The sequence below is a fragment of the Caballeronia sp. KNU42 genome, assembly GCF_053760385.1.
Genome location: NZ_CM132390.1, coordinates 281,191 through 300,060 on the forward strand (window position 1 = coordinate 281,191; position 18,870 = coordinate 300,060).

The window sequence follows — 18,870 nt, forward strand, 5'->3', positions numbered from 1 at the left end:
CTTGGGCGAGGTCTGGCATACGGCGAGCCGGATCGAGTGCGGCCCGAAGCCATGCGGCCTTTCATGCAGCCAACAGGGCACCGATAGACAACTCACGCCCCGATCTTAACGGGCAGGTGCCAACGCGTACATGGCGCCAAAATGGCAGAAATGTCAGGAAACTCGCCTTTCCTCAGATTTTTCGAAGGCAAACGTTTTCGCGCGGTTGAACTGCAAACGGAGCGCACCCGCGCTGCTTTTCATATCCGAAAAAAATAGAAGGCTTCACGTCAGTTTCGAGTCCACCCACGACATGAATGCGGCCACTAACGGCGCCTCCGTCAGCTCATGCCGGCACACCCAGTAATACGCATGCTTGGCCGGCACGGTGAGTCGAAACGGACGAACGAGCGTGCCATCGGCGAGATCGTCGCGCACAGAAAAGCTATCGCCTAATGCTACGCCTTGTCCCCGCACCGCGGCTTCGATACCTACATGCGCAATGCCAATTTCAAGAATGCGCAAACCCTCAAGCTTGTCCGCCGACGCCTCGGCCAGCCATCGCATCCACGACTCGGCGTACTCGCAGAACAAGGTCCGGTTCGCCAGGTCCTGCACCGTGCGAAGCGCGCGCGGGCCGTTCATCAACGCCGGGCTCACGACGGGGAACAGGACTGGATGCGTGATGAGCCTGACGTCGCGATCACGCCAGCGGCCCGCGCCGTATCGGACGCAGAGATCGACATCGGATGAATAGATCTCCTTGTCGTCGTTGGATGGGATCAGTTTTAAGTTGACTGCGGGGAAGTGTTCAAGGAAATCACCTATGTGCCGCGCGAGCCAGCGCGAGGTGAACAACATGGGGGCGGACACCACCAGATCCCCCGCGATGACGGGCGACTCGAGCCTGACCACTGCTGTTGCGATCATGTCGAACGCGTTCTTGACCGGCTGCAGCAGCGCCTCGCCGGCAGGTGTCAGTTTCACTCGCGCCTTCGAACGGATGAACAACGCCACACCCAGGGTGCTCTCCAGCACGCGCACCTGATGGCTGACCGCGCTTGCCGTGACGTTGAGCTCCTCGGCCGCGCTCGCGACCGTCCCATGGCGTGCCGTTGCTTCGAACGCACGCAGCGGATTGAGCGGGGGCAGCCGATGGCGCATGGGCAAGTCTGTAGAAAGTGGACGAACGGGAGATGCTGAGAAAAATTTGATTTAAAGCGAATTTAATTCTCTCTACAAGCAAAAAACTTGTTTGAGTAAGCTTAGAGTCATTCTTAGCGTCATTCTGAAACGCATCCTTAGGCACGCACATGAACACGACCGACACAACCGAACGCCTCTGGGGCGGCCGCTTCAAATCCGGGCCGTCGCTGGCGCTGGAAAACCTGTCCCGCTCGGACCCGAGCTTCTTCCGTCTTGCGCCCTACGATCTGGCCGGTTCGCGCGCCCATGCGAACGAACTGAAGCGAGCCGGCATCCTCACCGCCGGCGAGCTTCAACAACTGCTCGACGCAATGCAGCAAATAGAGACCGAGTTCGTTGCGGGCGAGCTCGCCCCAATCCTCGCCGACGAGGACGTCCACACCTTCCTCGAGCGCGAACTGACGCAGCGGCTCAAAGCGATCGGCGGGAAGCTGCGCGCGGGCCGTTCACGCAACGATCAGGCGGCGAACGACCTGCGTTTATATCTGCGCGACAAGGCTCGCAAGCTGGCAATGGCGGTGATCGAATTGCAGCACGCGCTGGTTGAACAGGCCGAGGCGCATGTGCAGACCGTCACCGCCGGCTTCACGCATTTGCAACCGGCACAGCCGATCGTGTTCGCCCATCAGTTGCTCGCCCACGCGCAATCCATTTATCGCGATGTCGACCGGCTGGTCGATTGGGATCGTCGCAGCGCGCGTTCGCCGCTGGGCGCGGCGGCACTGGCAGGGTCCGCGATCTGCTTGAGGGCCGACCTGTCCGCGCAGGAACTCGGCTACGACGGTCCGTGCGAAAACTCTATCGACGCCGTCGCCTCGCGCGACCACGTTGCCGAGTTCACGTTCATCACGAGCATGCTGGCGGTCAACCTGTCGCGGCTCTCCGAAGAAGTGATCCTGTGGACGTCGCGGCAGTTTCGCTGGGTCGAACTCGACGATGCTTATGCAACCGGCAGCTCGATCATGCCGCAGAAGAAGAACTCGGATATCGCCGAGCTGACCCGCGGCAAAGCAGGCCGCTTGATCGGCAATTTGAGCGGCTTGCTTGCCACGCTCAAGTCGCTGCCGCTGGCCTATAACCGCGATCTCGCGGAGGACAAGATTGCCGCGTTCGACAGTATCGATACCCTCGAGCTCGTGCTGCCTGCAATGGCCGGTATGATCCGTACCATGCACGTGAACGTGGATGAAATGCGCCGTCAGGCGCCGCTCGGGTTTACGCTCGCCACCGAAGTCGCGGACTGGCTCGCGCTGCGCGGCGTGCCGTTCAGCGAAGCGCACGAAATCACCGGCGCGCTGGTGCGGGCCTGCGAACAGCAGGGCATTGAACTGGGCGAGGTGTCGGTGGCAACGCTTGCAGCGGTGGATGTCCGGCTTGAACCCGGCGTACTCGATCACGTCACGCTGGACGCCGCCGTCGCGGCGCGCAGCGGTCATGGGGGCACCGCGCCGGCGCGCGTGGCGGAACAAATCGCGCGCTTGCGCAGCGCTATTGAAGAACAGGTCGCGTGGGCGGCCGACTACAAGGGACCTTCATGCTGAGCGCATCGAACGACCGGCCATCGGCGTCCGGCAATGCCGAAAGTTTCGCCGACATCTCGCACTTCGAGCACGTGCCGCGGCGCTACTACGGGCGTTATCTCGCCTCGGTGGCGATCCTCGCGATCGTGGCTTACGTCGTCGTGGCGTTCGCGCGCGGGCAGATCGACTGGACCGTCGTCGGCCGTTTCCTCACAGCCAAGTCGATCCTGCGCGGCCTCGGCAATACCATCGTCATGACGATCCTTGCGATGGCGCTGGGCATCGTGCTTGGCGTGATCGTGGCGATCATGCGGCTCTCGACCAACCCGGTCGTGCAAGCCGTCGCGCACGGCTACGTGTGGTTGTTTCGCGGCACGCCGGTGATCCTGCAATTGTTGTTGTGGTTCAACCTCGCGCTGGTGTTTCCGGTCATGGGCATTCCCGGCCTGTTCGAGTTTCGTACCGTCGACATCATGACGCCGTTCCTCGCCGCCCTGCTCGGCCTCGGCATCAATCAGGGCGCCTATACGTCGGAGGTCGTGCGCGCGGGACTGCTTTCCGTCGATACAGGCCAGTACGAAGCCGCGAAGTCGATCGGCATGCCGAAACTCCAGGCACTGCGACGCGTGATCCTGCCGCAGGCCATGCGCGTGATCGTGCCGCCTATTGGCAACGAACTGATCGGCATGGTGAAACTGACCTCGCTGGCAAGCGTGATCCAGTACGCGGAAATGCTGCACAGCGCCGAGAACATCTACTACGCGAATGCGCGCGTGATCGAATTGCTGATGGTCGCGGCCGTCTGGTATCTGGTCATTGTCACGGTGCTGTCCTTGCTGCAGTCGCGGGTCGAACGGCGCTTCGCGCGCGGCGCGGGCCGCCCATCCGCGAAGCGGTAGCGCTTCTTAACCCCGAACCCAGGCAACCATGAATCCACTAGTCAAAGCGGTCGACCTGCGCAAGTCCTATGGCGAATTCCAGGCGCTGCACGGCATCAACCTCGACGTCGCGAAAGGCGAAGTGCTGTGCATCATCGGGCCATCGGGTTCGGGCAAGAGCACCTTCCTGCGCTGTATCAACCAACTGGAAAGCATCAACGGCGGCGCGCTGTGGGTGAACGGCGAACTGGTCGGATACCGGCGCGTCGAGAACAAGCTTTATCCGCTCTCAGAAAAGCAGATGGCGCGGCAACGTCTTGCGACCGGCATGGTGTTCCAGCGCTTCAATCTTTTCCCGCACATGACGGCGCTGGAAAATGTGATCGAAGGGCCGGTCCAGGTATTGAAGAAGAAAAAGGCTGAGGCAGTTGAAGAAGCGCGAGCGCTGCTGACGCGTGTCGGGCTCGGTCACAAGTGCGACGCGTTTCCGGTCGAGTTGTCGGGCGGCCAGCAGCAACGCGTCGCCATTGCGCGCGCGCTTGCCATGCATCCTCAGCTCATGCTCTTCGACGAACCCACCTCCGCCCTCGACCCGGAGCTGGTCGGCGAAGTATTGAGCGTGATGCGCGACCTCGCCAAGAGCGGCATGACGATGATCGTCGTCACGCACGAGCTCGGCTTCGCGCGCGAAGTGGCGAACCGCGTGGTCTTCATGGATCAGGGGCAGGTGGTCGAAAGCGGCACGCCTGACCAGGTGCTGTCGCGACCGCAACAACCGCGTACCCAAGAATTCATTTCGGCCGTGCTTTCCTAGCGTGGTAACGGCTTTCACATTGGCTTTTCAACCTTCCGTCAACCTCACGTTCAGGCGACTTTCATGATCGATTCCTTGTTCCGGCGAACCCTTGTTACCCTCGCGTTCAGCGCTGTTTCGATTGCCTCGCCGTTGGCGCATGCGCAGACGCCCGTCGCGGGCAACGGCACGCTCACGGCCGCTATCGTGCCGAACTATCCGCCGTTCGAATACAAGGACCCGGCAACCGATGAACTGACCGGCTTCGACGTCGACCTCGGCGTCGCGCTGGCCGCGAAGATGGGCGTGAAACTGAAGTGGGAAGAGACCAACTTCGACCAGATGATGAACGCGCTGACCACGCATCGCGTGGATGTGATCCTGTCGGGCATGACGGACTTGCCGACGCGCCGCGAGGCGATCAACTTTCTCGACTACATCAAGTCCGGGCCGCAGTTTTATACGCTAAAGGCACATGCCGGCGATTTCAAGTCGATCGAAGCCGTGTGCGGCAAGCACGTGGGCGCGAGCCGTCGCACGTCGTGGCCCGACGACATCAAGACGTGGAGCGACGAGCACTGCGTGAAGGCGGGGAAACCGGCTGTGCAAGTCGTGGGTACGGATGGTTCAGCCGATGCCCGCCTGCAGTTGCGTCAGGGCCGCATCGACGCCGCCGTGCAAGGCGGCGAAACGCTGCCGTATCAGAACACCCTTGAGAAAGACGCCTACGCGCCGATCGGCCAGCCGTTCCTGTCGCAATACTCGGCTATTGGCATGTCGAAGAACAGCCCGGCTTTGAACGATGCAATAAGCCAGGCATTCGGCAAGCTGATCGCCGATGGCACCTATGCAAACATCCTGAAGAAATGGGGCTTGCAGGATCATGCGGTGTCGAAGGTCATCATCAATTCGCAGGAGTGAGAAGGCGAACGTTATTCGATTGATTGGCGCTTCGCTCGCAAACGGAAACGGGCGTTGTCGGGGTACTCCCCGACAACGCCCGTTTTTCAATTCAGCTTCTGATTACCGTTCGACCTGACGATTCCAGCGCGCGTCCCATTGCGGGCGGTTTGCGTTGATCACGTCCCAGTCCACCACGTTGACCTTCTTCACGAGGTCGTCGAGGTTACCCAGTTGCTTTTGCATCGAGTCGGGCATTGTCGCCTGGCGGTTCGTCGGGATCTGGCGGCCGGCGCTCGCTGCCTTGCTTTGTGCCGACGCCGATATCATGAACTGCGCGAGTTTTTGCGCAAGCGCCGGATCGGGGTTGTTCGCCACCACGCATTCATCGACGAGCAACAGCACCGGCCCTTCCTTCGGGTTCACGTAGGCCACGGGAATGCCCTTCGCCTGCAGGTCACCCACTGCTGTCGGCGTGAGCGGGAACAGGCCGGCTTGGCCGGTTTGCACCATCTCCGAGATCTTGGCCGAGTTGGGGATGTATTCGATCACGTTGCGGCCCACGGTGCTTTGCCATTTCGTGAAGCCCGGTTCGACGTTCTTTTCCGAGCCGCCTTCGAGCCGGTTGATCATGAGGAAGCCGTGCAGGCCGAACGTGCTGCTCGATGCCGACTGGAATACGACTTTGTCCTTGTATTTCGGATCGGCGAAATCGAGCCATGATGTTGGTGGCGCCCAACCGTTTGCCGTGAAGAGTTTCGTGTTGTAGGCGATGCCGGTCATGCCGAGCTGTACGCCCGCGCCGATGTCGTCCTTCATGCGCGCGAACGGGTAGAGTTGCTTGAGTTCGGGGCTATCGTCGAGTTTTTGGCAGACGCCCATGCTGACTGCGCGCGCCATCACGCCATCGTCGAGGAATACTACGTGGATTTGTGGTTTGGCTTTGTTCGCCAGGAGTTTTGCGAGGATGTCGGAGGATGTGCCGGGGACTACGACCACTTTGACGTTGTTGGCCTTTTCGAATTCAGGCAGGACTTCGCTCGTGTAGGCCTTTTCCATCGCGCCGCCGTTCATGCCGATGTAGATGGTTTTGTCTTCGGCTTGCGCGGGCGTGGAGAGGGCTGCGGCGCACAGGGCGGCCATGCCCACGATGGCTACTGTATGAAACGCTTTCATTTAATGATCTCCTTCAGACAGGGTGGTTTCGTTCGTACTTCTTTGAAATATTTTCTGGTCGATGTGGCTCGGGGGTTTTTGCCGGGGGTGTTGGGTTTTAGGGTTAGCGGTCGGGGTCAGTGCCGGGGTGCCAGGTTCCTGCGTTAGCGGTCGGGGTCGGTGCCGGGTTGCTAGGTTCCTGCGTTAGCGGTCGGGGTCATTGCCGGGTTGCTAGGTTCCTGCGTTAGCGGTCGGGGTCGGTGCCGGGTTGCCAGGTTCCTGCGTTAGCGGTCGGATTCATTGCCGGGTTGCTGCTTTCAGGGTTAGTGGTCTGCTTGCGTTGGCTCATTTCTTTATCACTATTAGCCACTGCGCGTGGCGGCGCGTCATTTCTTTGTCCAAAGCGACAAAGAAACGAAGCAAAGAAAGCGCTTTCAAAACGAGGGCTCATAAGTTGACCTAGCGTGCAGTTTCCACGTTTTTGGCACCCCAAAAGCACGGTGCTCGCCAGAGCGACGGATGTGTGAAACCCTCCTTCTCCGAACACCGATACCCACACGCTTCGCCACCAGTGACTGAACCTGCAAAAGGGGCACCCCGCGCTATCCGCGAACAACCATCCTTCGAACTTGTACGCATGCCGAACCACGTCGCCAACCCTCCTCGAAACGAGGCCGCGAAGATGCGAGGCCGTACCCAACGAATGTAACCCCGACAATCACGCAGACCAAGCGGCTAACCCACGAAGAGCCATAGCAGCAAATACGCGTCCGTCCGTGCGGGTTTCCTTGGCAAGCGTGCTTGCCCGAGAGCGTACGGGGCGAAGCGTGTGCGTGTAAGAATTCGCGAGAAGGAGGGGTTCACACATCCGTCGCTCTGGCGAGCACCGTGCTTTTGGGGTGCCAAAAACGTGAAAACTGCACGCTAGGTCAACTTACGAGCCCTCGTTTTGAAAGCGCTTTCTTTGCTTCGTTTCTTTGTCGCTTTGGACAAAGAAATGACGCGCCGCCACGCGCAGTGGCTAATAGTGATAAAGAAAACAGCTAACTCACGCAGACCACTAACCCCAAAAGCAGCAACCCGGCAATGAATCCGACCGCTAACGCAGGAACCTAGCAACCCGGCATTGACCCCAACCGCTAACGCAAGAACCTCGCAACCCAGCACTGACCCCGACCGCTAACCTCAGAACCCCTCCCCGCCCTGAAACCTCACCCCAGCCCCTAAAACCGCCCAATAGAAAACGCCTCGATCGGCGTCCCCGATCCCCCCTCCACGATCAGGTCGGAAAGCACCTCCCCAACCCCCGGCGCAAGCAGAAACCCTCCCCCCGAAAATCCAAACGCATGCAACAACCGCGGCGTAGTCCGGCTAAGCCCAATCACCGGATTGTCATCTGGCGTACTGCCTTCCACACCTGTCCAGCTCCGCAACAATAACGCATCCTTCAGAGCAGGCAGAAGCGCACACGCAGCCCTCATCACCGTCCGCGTAGTTTCCGTGAGCGGCTGGGCATACTCACCATCCCCCAACCCACGGCCACCGCCAATCACTACATTGCCACGCGTCACCTGCCGGGCATAAATGCCACCACCATAAACCCCAAGATTGTGATCGATGAAATACGGCAACGGCTCGGTCACCCACATGTTCGGATAGATCGGCTCCATCGGAATGGTCTCGCCAAAGTACCCGGCAATCGTATTGCCCCACGCGCCCGCAGCATTGACCAGCCAGTCGCTTTGAACCTCGATCGCAGCACCCGAATCATGCCGTGCCTCGACAACAAACTTATCCCCGTCATGCGCGATATTCGTGACCATGGTCTGCTCACGAACATCAGCACCGGCAGCACGCGCCGCGCGTGCAAACGCCGGAGACACCACGCGCGGATTGGCATGACCGTCACCGGGACACAGCGAGCCACCCACCGCAGCCGCGCCAAGCCACGGATAACGACGCCTGAACGTAGGCCCGCTCATCAATTGCAAGTCAAGGCCGAACGGGTTCGCAAGCTGCGCATACGCTTCAAGTCCCGCCAGATCCGCTTCACTGCGAGCCAGCCGCAAATGCCCGGAAACAACGAACTCACCATCCGTGCCCACGAGTTCCGGTAACCGGTCCCAGATCGATCTCGCACGCACCGCCAACGGCAATTGTTCAGCCGGCCGGCCTTGGCGGCGCACGCCGCCGTAATTCACACCACTCGCCTGCGCGCCGCAATATCGACGTTCGAAGAGACCGACTTTAAGGCCGCGCTTCGCAAGCCCCAAGGCCGTCGATGACCCCACCAATCCGCCGCCCACCACCAGCACGTCAAACCGCACAGTCTCAGTCATCGCGGGCGTGCTCCGGGATCGCGGCGAGATGATCCGCTGCTTCGGCTTCGTCCATCATCGATATCGATAAAGGCACCGGTTTGATCGGCGCCTGTCCGCGCAAACGTCCAACGTCCGCAACGGATTTGCCCGTCTCCGCGCTCAGCAACTCCGCGGCTGCCGCGCCACACATGCGCCCCTGGCAACGGCCCATGCCCACTCGCGTAAGCGCCTTCAGCCGATTAATCTCGCTCGCCTCGCCAGCACGAATACAGCGGCGCAGCGTGCCCGCATCGATCTCCTCGCAACGGCATACCGTCATGTCGTCCGGCCAGTGCGACGCGCAATCGGAGGGCGGCGCAAACGCCTGCTCCAGGCCAATACGAAACTCGGCGATGTTCGCCAGTTGCCGGTCCAGCTTCGCCGCCTGCGCCCGAACGTCAGCGTTGCCAGCCCGATGCCCAAGGTCTTCGAGCATCGCCAGCGCCACTCTGCGGCCGGCCAGTTCCGCAGCATCCGCTCCGGCGATACCCGCGCCATCGCCCGCGAGATACACCCCCGGCACCGACGTGCGGCCGGCTGAGTCGCGCTCCGGCAACCATGCGCGATTGAGCGTATCGAAGCGAAAACGGCAACCTGCGAGGTCCGCAAGCTGCGTTTCCGAACGCAGGCCATAACCAAACCCGACCGCATCGCAGGGAATGGTCCGCTCTTGATCGCCATCGCGATAGGTCATCGCTTGCACGGCTTTATCGCCCGTCGCGCGCACGAGCGTCACGCCACGTTCGATACGAATCCCATGCGCCACCAGCCAACCGACGTAATACATGCCCTTCGCAAAGGTCGACGGCTGCCGCAACAAACGCGGCGTCGCGGCGAACTGGCGCGAGAACAGATTGGTATCGAGTACCGCTTCCACCTGCGCACCCGCCTTCGCGTATTGATACGCCACGAGGTAAAGCAACGGCCCGGTTCCCGCGAACACCACCCGGCGTCCAATCGCGCAACCCTGCGATTTCAGCGTAATCTGCGCCGCGCCGAGGGTGTAGACGCCCGGCAGCGTCCAGCCGGGAAACGGCAGCACGCGGTCTGTCGCGCCGGTCGCGATCAGCAAGTGCGAATAAGGCACCGTGCGCTGGCGTCCATCGTGCAGCGTATCGAGTTGCGCGGCGCCGCATCCCCACACCAGCGTGTCGGGCCGATAGTCGAGCTTCGAGAGCAACCCGGCCATGGTCGAATGCACCGCGTCCGCCTTGCCCGCTTCCATGCCATACAGCGTGCGTTTGCTCCGGGCAAACCCCGCATCCACCGGCGGCTGCCGATAGATCTGCCCACCGGCACGCGGCGCTTCATCGATCACGACAGGCACAATACCCGCCGCCACCAGCGTCTCAGCCGCTCTCACGCCGGCCGGACCCGCGCCGACAATGACGACCCGATGCATCCTGTTTTTATCGTTGGTCGTGCTCACGCTCCGATCACTCCAACTGGCCGCGTCAGCACACGCATGCCTTCCTTGACGAAGGTCGAGCATGCCCTGATCCTTGTGCCCTCTTCCAGCTGTACCCAGCAGTCCTGGCACGCGCCCATCAGGCAGAATCCGGCGCGCGGCTCACCGCTGAACTCGGTGTCACGCACGCGCCGTGTGTGCAGCAGGATGGCGCTCAGCACCGTATCACCCGTCATGGCCGTGATGGCTTCGCCGTCCAGCATCATCGTCACCTGCTTGCGATGTGCTTCCGCAAGACGCACGAATTGCGGCGCGGCATCGGCCACGGGATTCGGCTGGCTAGTGGATGTTGTGCGTGGGACGTTTGTCATCGCGTCAATAGAAGTCGTAGGAACCGGGCCAAATCAATGCGACCCGATCAGGATCCGGTTCAGTCCATACACGCGGTCAAGCACGATCATCGCACCGGCCGTGATGAAGATCACGAGCGCGGACACGGACGCCATCATCGGGTCGATCGATTCCGTCGCGTACATATACATGCGCACCGGCAACGTAATGGTCCGCGGCGAGGTCACGAAGATCGACATGGTCAGTTCATCGAAGCTATTGATGAACGCAAGCAGCCAGCCGCCCGTGATGCCGGGCAGGATCATCGGCAGCGTGATGCGGCGAAACGCTGTCCATCGATCCGCTCCCAAAGACTGCGCCGCATGCTCGATGCTGCGATCCATGCCGCTCACCGATGCCAGCACCAGCCGCATCACGAACGGCGTGATGATGATCATGTGCGCCGCGACGAGCCAGGTGAACGAGCCGGTCGCGCCGATCATCGCGAAGAAACGCAGGAACGCAATGCCGAGCACGAGGCTGGGAATCACCAGCGGCGAGAGGAACAAACCATTGAGGAATTCGCGCCCGGGAAAACGTTCACGCCCAATAGCAAGCGCCGCCGGCAAAGCCAGCGCGAGCGACAGCGTAGCCGACGCAAACGCCAGCCGGATGCTGTTGAAAAACGCCGAGATGAAATCCGGGTAGTCGAGAATCGCGCGGAACCAGCGCAACGAAAAGCCGTGCGTGGGCAGCGTCAGCGTCTGGTCCGGCGTGAACGCGACCAGCACGATGATCACAAGCGGCGCCAGCACGAACAGGATCACGAGCGTGTGGAAACTCAGGGCAATGAGGCCGTTCTTTCGCATGGGAGCGGTCTCCGTCCTTAACCCAGGCTTCTGGAGTAACGACGCTCCAGAACCCGGTAATACGTGATCATGATCACGAGGTTCGCGATCAGCAACAGGATCGCGATGGTCGCGCCCAGCGGCCAGTTGAGCGAGCCGAGGAATTCATCGTAGACAGCGGTGGCCGCTACTTTCAGGCGACGGCCACCGAGCAGGCCGGGAATCGCAAACGCGCTCGCCGACAAGCCGAACACCATCAGGCTGCCCGACAAAATTCCCGGTGCGATCTGCGGCAACACGATGCGCCGCAACGTGGTCGCCGGCGACGCCATCAGCGAGAGCGCCGCGTTTTCCACTTGCGGATCGAGCTTCTGCAACGAGGTCCAGACGGGGATCACCATGAACGGCAGCATCACGTGAACGAGCGCGATCACGATCGCGAACGTGGTGTACTCCAGCTTGTATGGGCCCATCCCGAACAGCCCGAAGAACTGGTTCACGATACCGCCCGTATTGAGCAACATGCTCCAGCCGAAGGCTCGCACCACAACCGACACGAGCAATGGCGCGAGGATCACGAGCAGGAACATCGAGCGCCACGGATCACGCATGCGGTACAGCACGTAAGCCTCGGGCGCGCCGATCGCAACGCACAGCAAAGTGGTCAGGATCGCGATGCCGAAGGTCCGCGCAAAAATGGTCTGGTAGTAGCTGTCCGTCAGCACTTCAACATAGTTGCCGAACTGGAATGCCGCGATCGGACCACTGGCCGGATCGAAGCGATAGAACGTCAGCACAACGGTCATCGCGAGCGGTGTCAGCACGAGCACCGCGAACAGGATAAACGCGGGCAAGCTCATCATCCAGGGCGGCACGAATGCATGCCATGGCGCGCGGTTTTTGTTCAGCGCGCCGTGGTCTTTCGAAGGAGTCGAATCGATCGCACTAGCCATGGCTCACTTCCTGAAGCACGCGCACGGCGTCACGATGCCAGTCGATGCCAACCGTCGCGCCTTCAGCCACCGGCTCCGTGCCTTCGTTCTGGCTGCAGACGAGCACTTCGCCAACGGCGGTATCCAGGCGATAAAGCCATTGGCTGCCCAGGAAAAAGCGGCTGGTGACCGTCGCGCTCAAGCGCCCCGTTCCCGCCTCGCACAAGTGCAGTTTCTCCGGCCGAATGCATAACGTGACGGTATCGCCTTCGCGCCACACCGTGCCCGCTTCAATGCACGCAATGCCCGTCAGTTCATGCCCGAGATCCACATGCACTTCATTGTGACGCGCCTCGGTCACCTTGCCCGCCAGCATGTTCGCCTTGCCGATGAACTGCGACACAAAGCGATTCTCCGGGCGCTCATACGCGCGATACGGCGAGTCGACCTGCGTCACGCGCCCCGCTTCCATCACGACCACGCGGTCGCTGATGGACAGCGCCTCCGACTGATCGTGCGTGACCATCACGGTGGTCGTGCCGACCTTGCGCTGAATCCCGCGCAATTCGAACTGCATCTCTTCGCGCAGCTTGGCGTCGAGGTTGGACATGGGTTCATCGAGCAGCAGGACCGGCGGCTTGATGACCAGCGCACGCGCAATCGCCACCCGTTGCCGCTGGCCACCCGACAGTTCACGGGGATAACGCGCCGCCAGCGCATCGAGGCGCACGAGCGACAAGGTCTCGCGAATCCGCTCCGCGCATTCCGCTTTACCTATGCCGCGCATTTCGAGCCCGAAGCCCACGTTCTGCGCGACCGTCATGTGCGGAAACAGCGCGTAGCTCTGGAACACCACGCCCAGACCGCGTTTGTTCGGCCGCACGTTTGTGATGTCCTTGCCATCGAGCGAAATCCGCCCGCGCGTGACATCGATAAAACCAGCGATCATTTGCAGCGTCGTCGTCTTGCCGCAGCCCGAAGGACCCAGCAGGGACACGAATTCGCCTTTTTCAACCGAGAGGCTCACGTCGCTCACGGCGTTCAGGTCGCCGTAGGCTTTGGTCAGTTTGTCCAGCACGAGAAACGACACGGCGGCCTCCAGGGTCTGGCAGAAAACAATTGAACGGATGCGAAGTATCCACGTGGAGCAACGCAAACGCGGCACGTAGACAGGCGCAACGCGCTTCTCATGCGAAGCGCGTCATGGGACAGATTCAAGTGCAACAACCGGGGATGACCACGGAGGCCTGACGTCCGCTCAAGGCGCACCGCGGTTCGCGTGCGCCCAAGCGGATGAAAGGAGTTGGCGTCGGGGTGTGACGCCGGGTTTATGTCTCGTTTTGATTCTTGTTTTTACGCTGCAGCAAATTCAGGTCAAACGTCGAACTTCACGCCTTGCGCCAGCGGCAATTCACGGCTGTAGTTGATCGTGTTGGTCGCGCGGCGCATGTAGCCCTTCCACGCATCGGAGCCCGATTCGCGGCCGCCGCCGGTTTCTTTTTCACCGCCGAACGCGCCGCCAATCTCAGCGCCGCTCGTGCCGATGTTCACGTTCACAATGCCGCAATCGCTGCCCGCCGCCGACATGAACTGCTCAGCTTCGCGGATGTCGTTCGTGAAGATCGCCGACGACAAACCTTGCGGCACGCCGTTTTGCAGTTGCAGCGCTTCAGCGAAGTCGTCATAGGTCATCACGTAGAGGATCGGCGCGAAGGTCTCGCGTTCGACCACGGCTGTTTGCGCAGGCATACGCACGAATGCCGGACGCACGTAATACGCATCGGCATGGCCGCCTACATCAACGCGTTCGCCGCCCTTCACATTACCGCCTTGCTCGCGGGCATCGCCCAATGCTCGCTGCATACCATCGAATGCAGCACGGTCGATGAGCGGACCGACGAGCGTATCCGACTCCAGCGGACTGCCCACTTTCACCGATCCAAACGCTTTTTCCAGACGCGGCAGCAACTGGTCGACCACGCTGGTATGCACGATCAGGCGACGCAGCGTCGTGCAACGCTGACCCGCCGTACCCACTGCCGAGAAGGTCACGCCGCGCACGACCAGGTCGAGGTCCGCGCTGGGAGCGACGATCATTGCGTTGTTGCCGCCCAGTTCCAGGATGCTGCGGCCCAGGCGCTTTGCCAGCACTTGCGCCACTTCCATACCCATGCGCACGCTGCCGGTCGCGCTGACCAGCGGCACCTTGGGCGATTCGGTCAGCACCTGGCCGACATCGCGCGCACCCAGCAGCAACTGGCTCAGGCCTTCGGGCGCGACGCCCGGATGGGTTTTATCGAATTCGCGCAAAGCCTTTTCGAACAGCGCGTGACAGGCGATAGCCGTCAACGGCGTTTTCTCCGATGGCTTCCAGACCACCGCATCACCGCAGACCAGCGCCAGCGCCGTGTTCCACGACCACACCGCGACCGGGAAGTTGAACGCCGAAATCACGCCGACCACGCCCAGCGGATGCCACGTTTCCATCATGCGGTGACCCGGACGTTCGGAGGCGATCGTCAGGCCGTAGAGCTGGCGCGACAGGCCGACGGCGAAATCGCAGATGTCGATCATTTCCTGCACTTCGCCCAGGCCTTCGGACGTGACCTTGCCGGCTTCCAGCGTGACGAGGCTGCCGAGCGCGGCTTTGTGTTCGCGCAGCACGTTACCGAAAACGCGCACGAGTTCGCCGCGTTGCGGCGCGGGCACGGTGCGCCATTTGAGGAAAGCGGCGTGAGCAGCGTCGATCTTGCGAGCGGCATCGGCGGGCGTGTCAACGGCCAGTCCGGCCAGCGTCGCGCCGTCGAGCGGCGAACGCGCCGTGAGGGCATCGCCCTTCCACTGACCAAGATCTACACCGAGTTCACCAAGAATATCGTTCAGTTTCATCACTTCCTCTCTGTATCGGGTGGTTGCCGTGCACTGCGGCGCGGCCCGAGGCCACGATCCGTCAGTACCGCTCTGGAACCTGCTCCGGCGAGTGAAACCATGCGTTCGTCGGGACAGAGTTTCAGGGCTTAAAAAAACCGCTGCAATTGATTAATCGGCACGACTTGGTGCGTTGAGAGAATCAACTACACCCGGCCGGGCATCCATCTGCGTTCAGGTTATGCGATTAGAACGCGTTTCACCGGATCTGGCGAGTCATACGGCGGATTGTCCGTGATCGACGCCCGCATCTATCGGCTTGCCAGTGCGAGCTTGAGCCGGCGCACGCCTTCGAACACCTCGGCCTCCCCCGGCGCGGCGGCGAAGGAAAGCCGCATGCTCGATTCGTCCGGATCGCGCGCGTAAAACGCCGGGCCGGGAACGTAGATCACGTTCTGCTCGATCGCGCGCTTGAGCAAATCGGCGGAATGACGGCCGCCCTTCAATCGCGCCCAGACAAACATGCCGCCTTCGGGCATCACGTATTCGATTTCATCGGGAACAAACTGGCGCAATGCGCTGGACAACGCTTCGCAACGCTTGCGATACGCCAGCACGATGGTCTGCACTTGCTCCGCCAGACGCCCGCGCTCAAGATAATGGCGCGCCGTTTCCTGCGCGAGCGGCGAGGTGCAAAGATCGCTCGTCTGTTTCGCCACGAGCATGCGGCGCGTGATGGCAGGCGGCGCAATCGACCAGCCGATGCGCAAGCCCGGCGCCACGATCTTCGAGAGACTGCCGAAATAGACGACCCAGTCGCTTGCGCCGGGGATGGCATCGGCGAGTGCGGTGATGGGTTTTACCGGCTCACCCGAGAAGCGCAGTTCACCGTACGGATCGTCTTCGACCAGCACGAAACGGAACCGCATCGCAAGCCGCGCGAGCGCTTCACGACGCGCCGCCGACAAGGTCGCGCCAGTCGGGTTCGCGAAGGTCGGCACCGTGTAGAGCAGTTTTGGCCGCGTAGCCGGATCGAGTGCTTCGAGCTGCTCAGTGAGCGCGTCAACGTCTATACCCTGGGCGTCAGTGCGCACCGGAAGCAGCTTTGCGCCCGCGAGCCGCAGCGCCTGAATCGCGGCCGGATACGCCGGCTCTTCGATCAGCACCGCATCGCCCGGTGCGACCAGGATCTTGATCAGCAGGTCAAGGCCTTGCTGCGAGCCGGTGGTCACGATCACGTCGTCCACCTCGCGCGTCACGCCGCGCTCGCTCATCAAACGCAGGATCGCGCGGCGCAGGGCGGGCGAGCCGGCCGTGTCGCCGTATTGCAGGCACGCAATCGGATCGGAGGCGTAAGCGTCCTCCATTGCCTGGCCGATACCCGCCCGATCGAAAAGATCCTTCGACGGATACCCGCCCGCGAAAGAGATCATCCCCGGCCGGCTGAGGTACTTGAATAGCTCACGGATCGCCGAGCCTTGCGGCGCCTTGAACGGACCCGTGAAGTCGTACAGGTCGGCTGCGGGTTTGGTTAAGTCGGCGGCGGAATTCATGCGGCCGCCGTCATCTTGAAGATGCCCGTGGCATTGCCGGCATCGAAACCGAGATCGAGCTTGCTGCGGCCTGTGGTCTCGTCCATGACCGCGTCGCGGCTGATGAATTCGTAGAAGGAGCCCGGCACGTCGCGTTCGATCCGCCCACCGTCCGCGCCGATGAAAATCCGGCGCACAGGATCAGCGCGAAACGCCGTCTGGCGCACCCGGCCCGACTTCGAAATTTCGACGCTGTCCTTGATCAGACGGCCGAGCGCGCGCTGGGTTTCGGCGACGGCGAAGACATCGTCCACACGATCGGTTGCGTGATTGAACGCGTTGCCTTCAGTCGCAATCCACGCCATTTCCGCCGACTCGGCGCGCAGCGTTTCATAGTCGGTCAGGCGTGGTGCGAGATGCTGGCGCTCGAAACAGCGTACGAGCACGGGCAGCAGGTCGAGGGCAGCCGTGAGCGGCAGCGAGTGGTCCCGCTCCAGTTCGGCCAGCGACGCGACCGCTTGCGGCGTCAGCGGCTCGACGCTCTTGCCGATCACGTTCGTGACGGCTTGCTGGAATTCTGGACTGAAGCGCTCGGGATGCAGTTCGCTGACGAAATACTGCGCGATTTCATCGGGGGCATCGGCATGCATGTACGAGCGCCCCGTCATCTTGATGCGATCGAGCGGGTACGTGCCGTTCAGCACAAAACCCAGCGGCTTGAGAATGCGCGTGAACGCGGCTTCGCCCGGCGGCAACGCGCCGGATTCGGCCCAGCGCACGGTGCGCAGCGCGCCGTGATCGAACTGAACGCGGGTTTGCGTGGGCCGGAGGTCGTCGGTATAAGCGCGGCCCGTTGGCACGCGTGCGAGCAGGCCGGCGAACAGCGCCATGTTCATCGCTTGCGCCAGTTCGGCGCGGTTGACCGTACCCGGCTGGGATTTGGCGAGCACGGACGGCAAGTTCATCAACCGCACTAACCCGGCTACATCGGATTCTGGAAGGGCTACGGCAAGCAATGCGGCGAGATTCGAGTTCATTTATCCATTCCGGCTGATCTAGCGTGGCGCGAGCCTGGGACAAGCCTAAAGCCCGGTTCGTCGGTTCATTGGAGGATGATTCTGGAGGGCGGCAAAAAGCCGCGCAACTGATATAAACTCATCACTTGGTTCGTGAATCGCACCAAGTGACCCAATTGCCTCGATACGCAAACCGCAAACCGTACCGGTAAATCATGAGAAAAGGTATTCCCAATCTGGTCGCCTTGCAGATCTTCGAGGCCGCCGCGCGGCACGAGAGCTTCACCCGGGCGGCAAATGAACTCTCGCTTACACAGAGCGCGGTATGCCGTCAGGTGGCGGGACTGGAAAGCCGGCTGGGCGTCGCATTGTTCCTTCGCATCAAGAAGCGCATTGTTCTGACCACGCATGGTCGCCACTACGCGGCGCTCGTGCGCAAGAATCTCGACCGGATTGAGCGCGATACGCTAGAACTGATGGCTCAGCGCGGTGTGGGGCGGATTCTCGAAATAGCGGTGGTTCCAACGCTTGCCAGTCAGTGGCTGATCCCGCGCCTGCCGTTATTTCGTGCGCTGCGGCCGGACATCACGGTGAATCTCTCCATCCGCACCGAGCCTTTCCTCTTCAGCGACTCACCCTTCGACGCCGCGCTGTATTTCGGCGATTCGGTATGGCCCGGCACGCAAGGCAAGCTATTGTTCCGCGAGGGCAAGGTCGTGCCGGTGTGCAGCCCTTCGCTGCTTGCCGAAAACGCGCCCGGCGCGTCGATTTCGCTTGAGCAGCTTGCTGATTTGCCGTTACTGCATTTATCGACGAGGCCCGACGCCTGGCGCACCTGGTTTCGCCTGAACGGCCTCGAGCACGATGTGCGGGCGGTGCGCGGCGCGCGCTATGAATTGTTCACGATGCTCACCAGTGCGGCTCAGGCGGGCCTGGGTGTTGCGCTCCTGCCGGAGATCCTGCTCGCGGATGAATTGTCAGCCGGGCGGCTGGTCGTGCCGCTGAATAAGCCGATGTCCGGCACGTCCGGCTATTACCTGGTCGCCCCCGATGAAATTGCGCACGACGAACCGTTCGTCGCGCTATCGGACTGGTTGAGTTCGATCGTGCCGCAAGGGCCGCGGGAGGCGGATGTGCGGGCATAA

16 protein-coding genes are annotated in these 18,870 nt (G+C 61.7%); 5 read left to right on the plus strand and 11 right to left on the minus strand.

The features are described from left to right. Nucleotides 1-264: 264 nt before the first annotated feature. Nucleotides 265-1,143: a LysR substrate-binding domain-containing protein gene (locus ACSOSP_RS32705; protein WP_455314808.1), complete on the minus strand. Its 879-nt coding sequence runs from the start codon at nucleotides 1,141-1,143 to the stop codon at nucleotides 265-267. Nucleotides 1,144-1,292: 149 nt separating this feature from the next. On the opposite strand from ACSOSP_RS32705, the gene argH reads away from it, so the two are divergent. The 4 genes from argH to ACSOSP_RS32725 all read left to right on the plus strand — a co-directional run bounded on the left by argH (nucleotide 1,293) and on the right by ACSOSP_RS32725 (nucleotide 5,297). After that, complete coding sequence (argH, locus tag ACSOSP_RS32710) at nucleotides 1,293-2,726, plus strand: argininosuccinate lyase (protein ID WP_455314809.1); 1,434 nt, start codon at nucleotides 1,293-1,295, stop codon at nucleotides 2,724-2,726. Further along, a complete protein-coding gene (locus ACSOSP_RS32715) occupies nucleotides 2,720-3,604 on the plus strand; it encodes an amino acid ABC transporter permease (protein WP_455314810.1) in 885 nt (294 codons plus the stop codon). Before argH ends, ACSOSP_RS32715 begins: the two co-directional genes overlap by 7 nt. A gap of 28 nt (nucleotides 3,605-3,632) precedes the next feature. Beyond that, complete coding sequence (locus ACSOSP_RS32720; protein ID WP_455314811.1) at nucleotides 3,633-4,397, plus strand: amino acid ABC transporter ATP-binding protein; 765 nt, start codon at nucleotides 3,633-3,635, stop codon at nucleotides 4,395-4,397. 63 nt (nucleotides 4,398-4,460) lie between these two features. After that, nucleotides 4,461-5,297: an ABC transporter substrate-binding protein gene (locus ACSOSP_RS32725; protein ID WP_455314812.1), complete on the plus strand. Its 837-nt coding sequence runs from the start codon at nucleotides 4,461-4,463 to the stop codon at nucleotides 5,295-5,297. A 102-nt stretch (nucleotides 5,298-5,399) separates the two neighbouring features. On the opposite strand, the gene ACSOSP_RS32730 is transcribed toward ACSOSP_RS32725, so the two are convergent. From ACSOSP_RS32730 to ACSOSP_RS32775, 10 genes are all read right to left on the minus strand, one after another. Further along, the gene (locus ACSOSP_RS32730; protein WP_455314813.1) at nucleotides 5,400-6,452 is read right to left on the minus strand and encodes an ABC transporter substrate-binding protein; all 1,053 of its coding nucleotides are present in this window, start codon (nucleotides 6,450-6,452) and stop codon (nucleotides 5,400-5,402) included. A gap of 1,202 nt (nucleotides 6,453-7,654) precedes the next feature. After that, complete coding sequence (locus ACSOSP_RS32735; RefSeq protein WP_455314814.1) at nucleotides 7,655-8,770, minus strand: NAD(P)/FAD-dependent oxidoreductase; 1,116 nt, start codon at nucleotides 8,768-8,770, stop codon at nucleotides 7,655-7,657. Continuing rightward, a complete protein-coding gene (locus ACSOSP_RS32740; RefSeq protein WP_455315400.1) occupies nucleotides 8,763-10,193 on the minus strand; it encodes an FAD-dependent oxidoreductase in 1,431 nt (476 codons plus the stop codon). Before ACSOSP_RS32740 ends, ACSOSP_RS32735 begins: the two co-directional genes overlap by 8 nt. 23 nt (nucleotides 10,194-10,216) lie before the next feature. After that, on the minus strand, nucleotides 10,217-10,570 hold the full coding sequence (locus tag ACSOSP_RS32745; RefSeq protein WP_455314815.1) for a (2Fe-2S)-binding protein: 354 nt from the start codon (nucleotides 10,568-10,570) through the stop codon (nucleotides 10,217-10,219). Between the two features lie 33 nt (nucleotides 10,571-10,603). Beyond that, nucleotides 10,604-11,398: an ABC transporter permease gene (locus ACSOSP_RS32750; protein ID WP_455314816.1), complete on the minus strand. Its 795-nt coding sequence runs from the start codon at nucleotides 11,396-11,398 to the stop codon at nucleotides 10,604-10,606. A gap of 17 nt (nucleotides 11,399-11,415) precedes the next feature. Continuing rightward, nucleotides 11,416-12,330, minus strand: coding sequence for an ABC transporter permease (locus tag ACSOSP_RS32755; RefSeq protein WP_455314817.1), 915 nt, complete (start codon nucleotides 12,328-12,330; stop codon nucleotides 11,416-11,418). Beyond that, nucleotides 12,323-13,399, minus strand: coding sequence for an ABC transporter ATP-binding protein (locus tag ACSOSP_RS32760; RefSeq protein ID WP_455314818.1), 1,077 nt, complete (start codon nucleotides 13,397-13,399; stop codon nucleotides 12,323-12,325). Before ACSOSP_RS32760 ends, ACSOSP_RS32755 begins: the two co-directional genes overlap by 8 nt. A 284-nt stretch (nucleotides 13,400-13,683) precedes the next feature. Further along, nucleotides 13,684-15,198 carry an L-piperidine-6-carboxylate dehydrogenase gene (gene amaB / locus ACSOSP_RS32765; RefSeq protein WP_455314819.1) on the minus strand — a complete coding sequence of 505 codons (1,515 nt, stop codon included), beginning with the start codon at nucleotides 15,196-15,198 and terminating at the stop codon, nucleotides 13,684-13,686. Between the two features lie 290 nt (nucleotides 15,199-15,488). Then, nucleotides 15,489-16,730, minus strand: coding sequence for an aminotransferase-like domain-containing protein (locus tag ACSOSP_RS32770; protein ID WP_455314820.1), 1,242 nt, complete (start codon nucleotides 16,728-16,730; stop codon nucleotides 15,489-15,491). Continuing rightward, nucleotides 16,727-17,674: a 2-oxoadipate dioxygenase/decarboxylase family protein gene (locus ACSOSP_RS32775; protein WP_455315401.1), complete on the minus strand. Its 948-nt coding sequence runs from the start codon at nucleotides 17,672-17,674 to the stop codon at nucleotides 16,727-16,729. Before ACSOSP_RS32775 ends, ACSOSP_RS32770 begins: the two co-directional genes overlap by 4 nt. A 266-nt stretch (nucleotides 17,675-17,940) precedes the next feature. Between ACSOSP_RS32775 and ACSOSP_RS32780 the strand changes: the two genes are divergently transcribed. Next, nucleotides 17,941-18,870 (plus strand): LysR family transcriptional regulator, encoded by a 930-nt coding sequence (locus tag ACSOSP_RS32780; RefSeq protein WP_455314821.1) that lies wholly within the window; start codon nucleotides 17,941-17,943, stop codon nucleotides 18,868-18,870.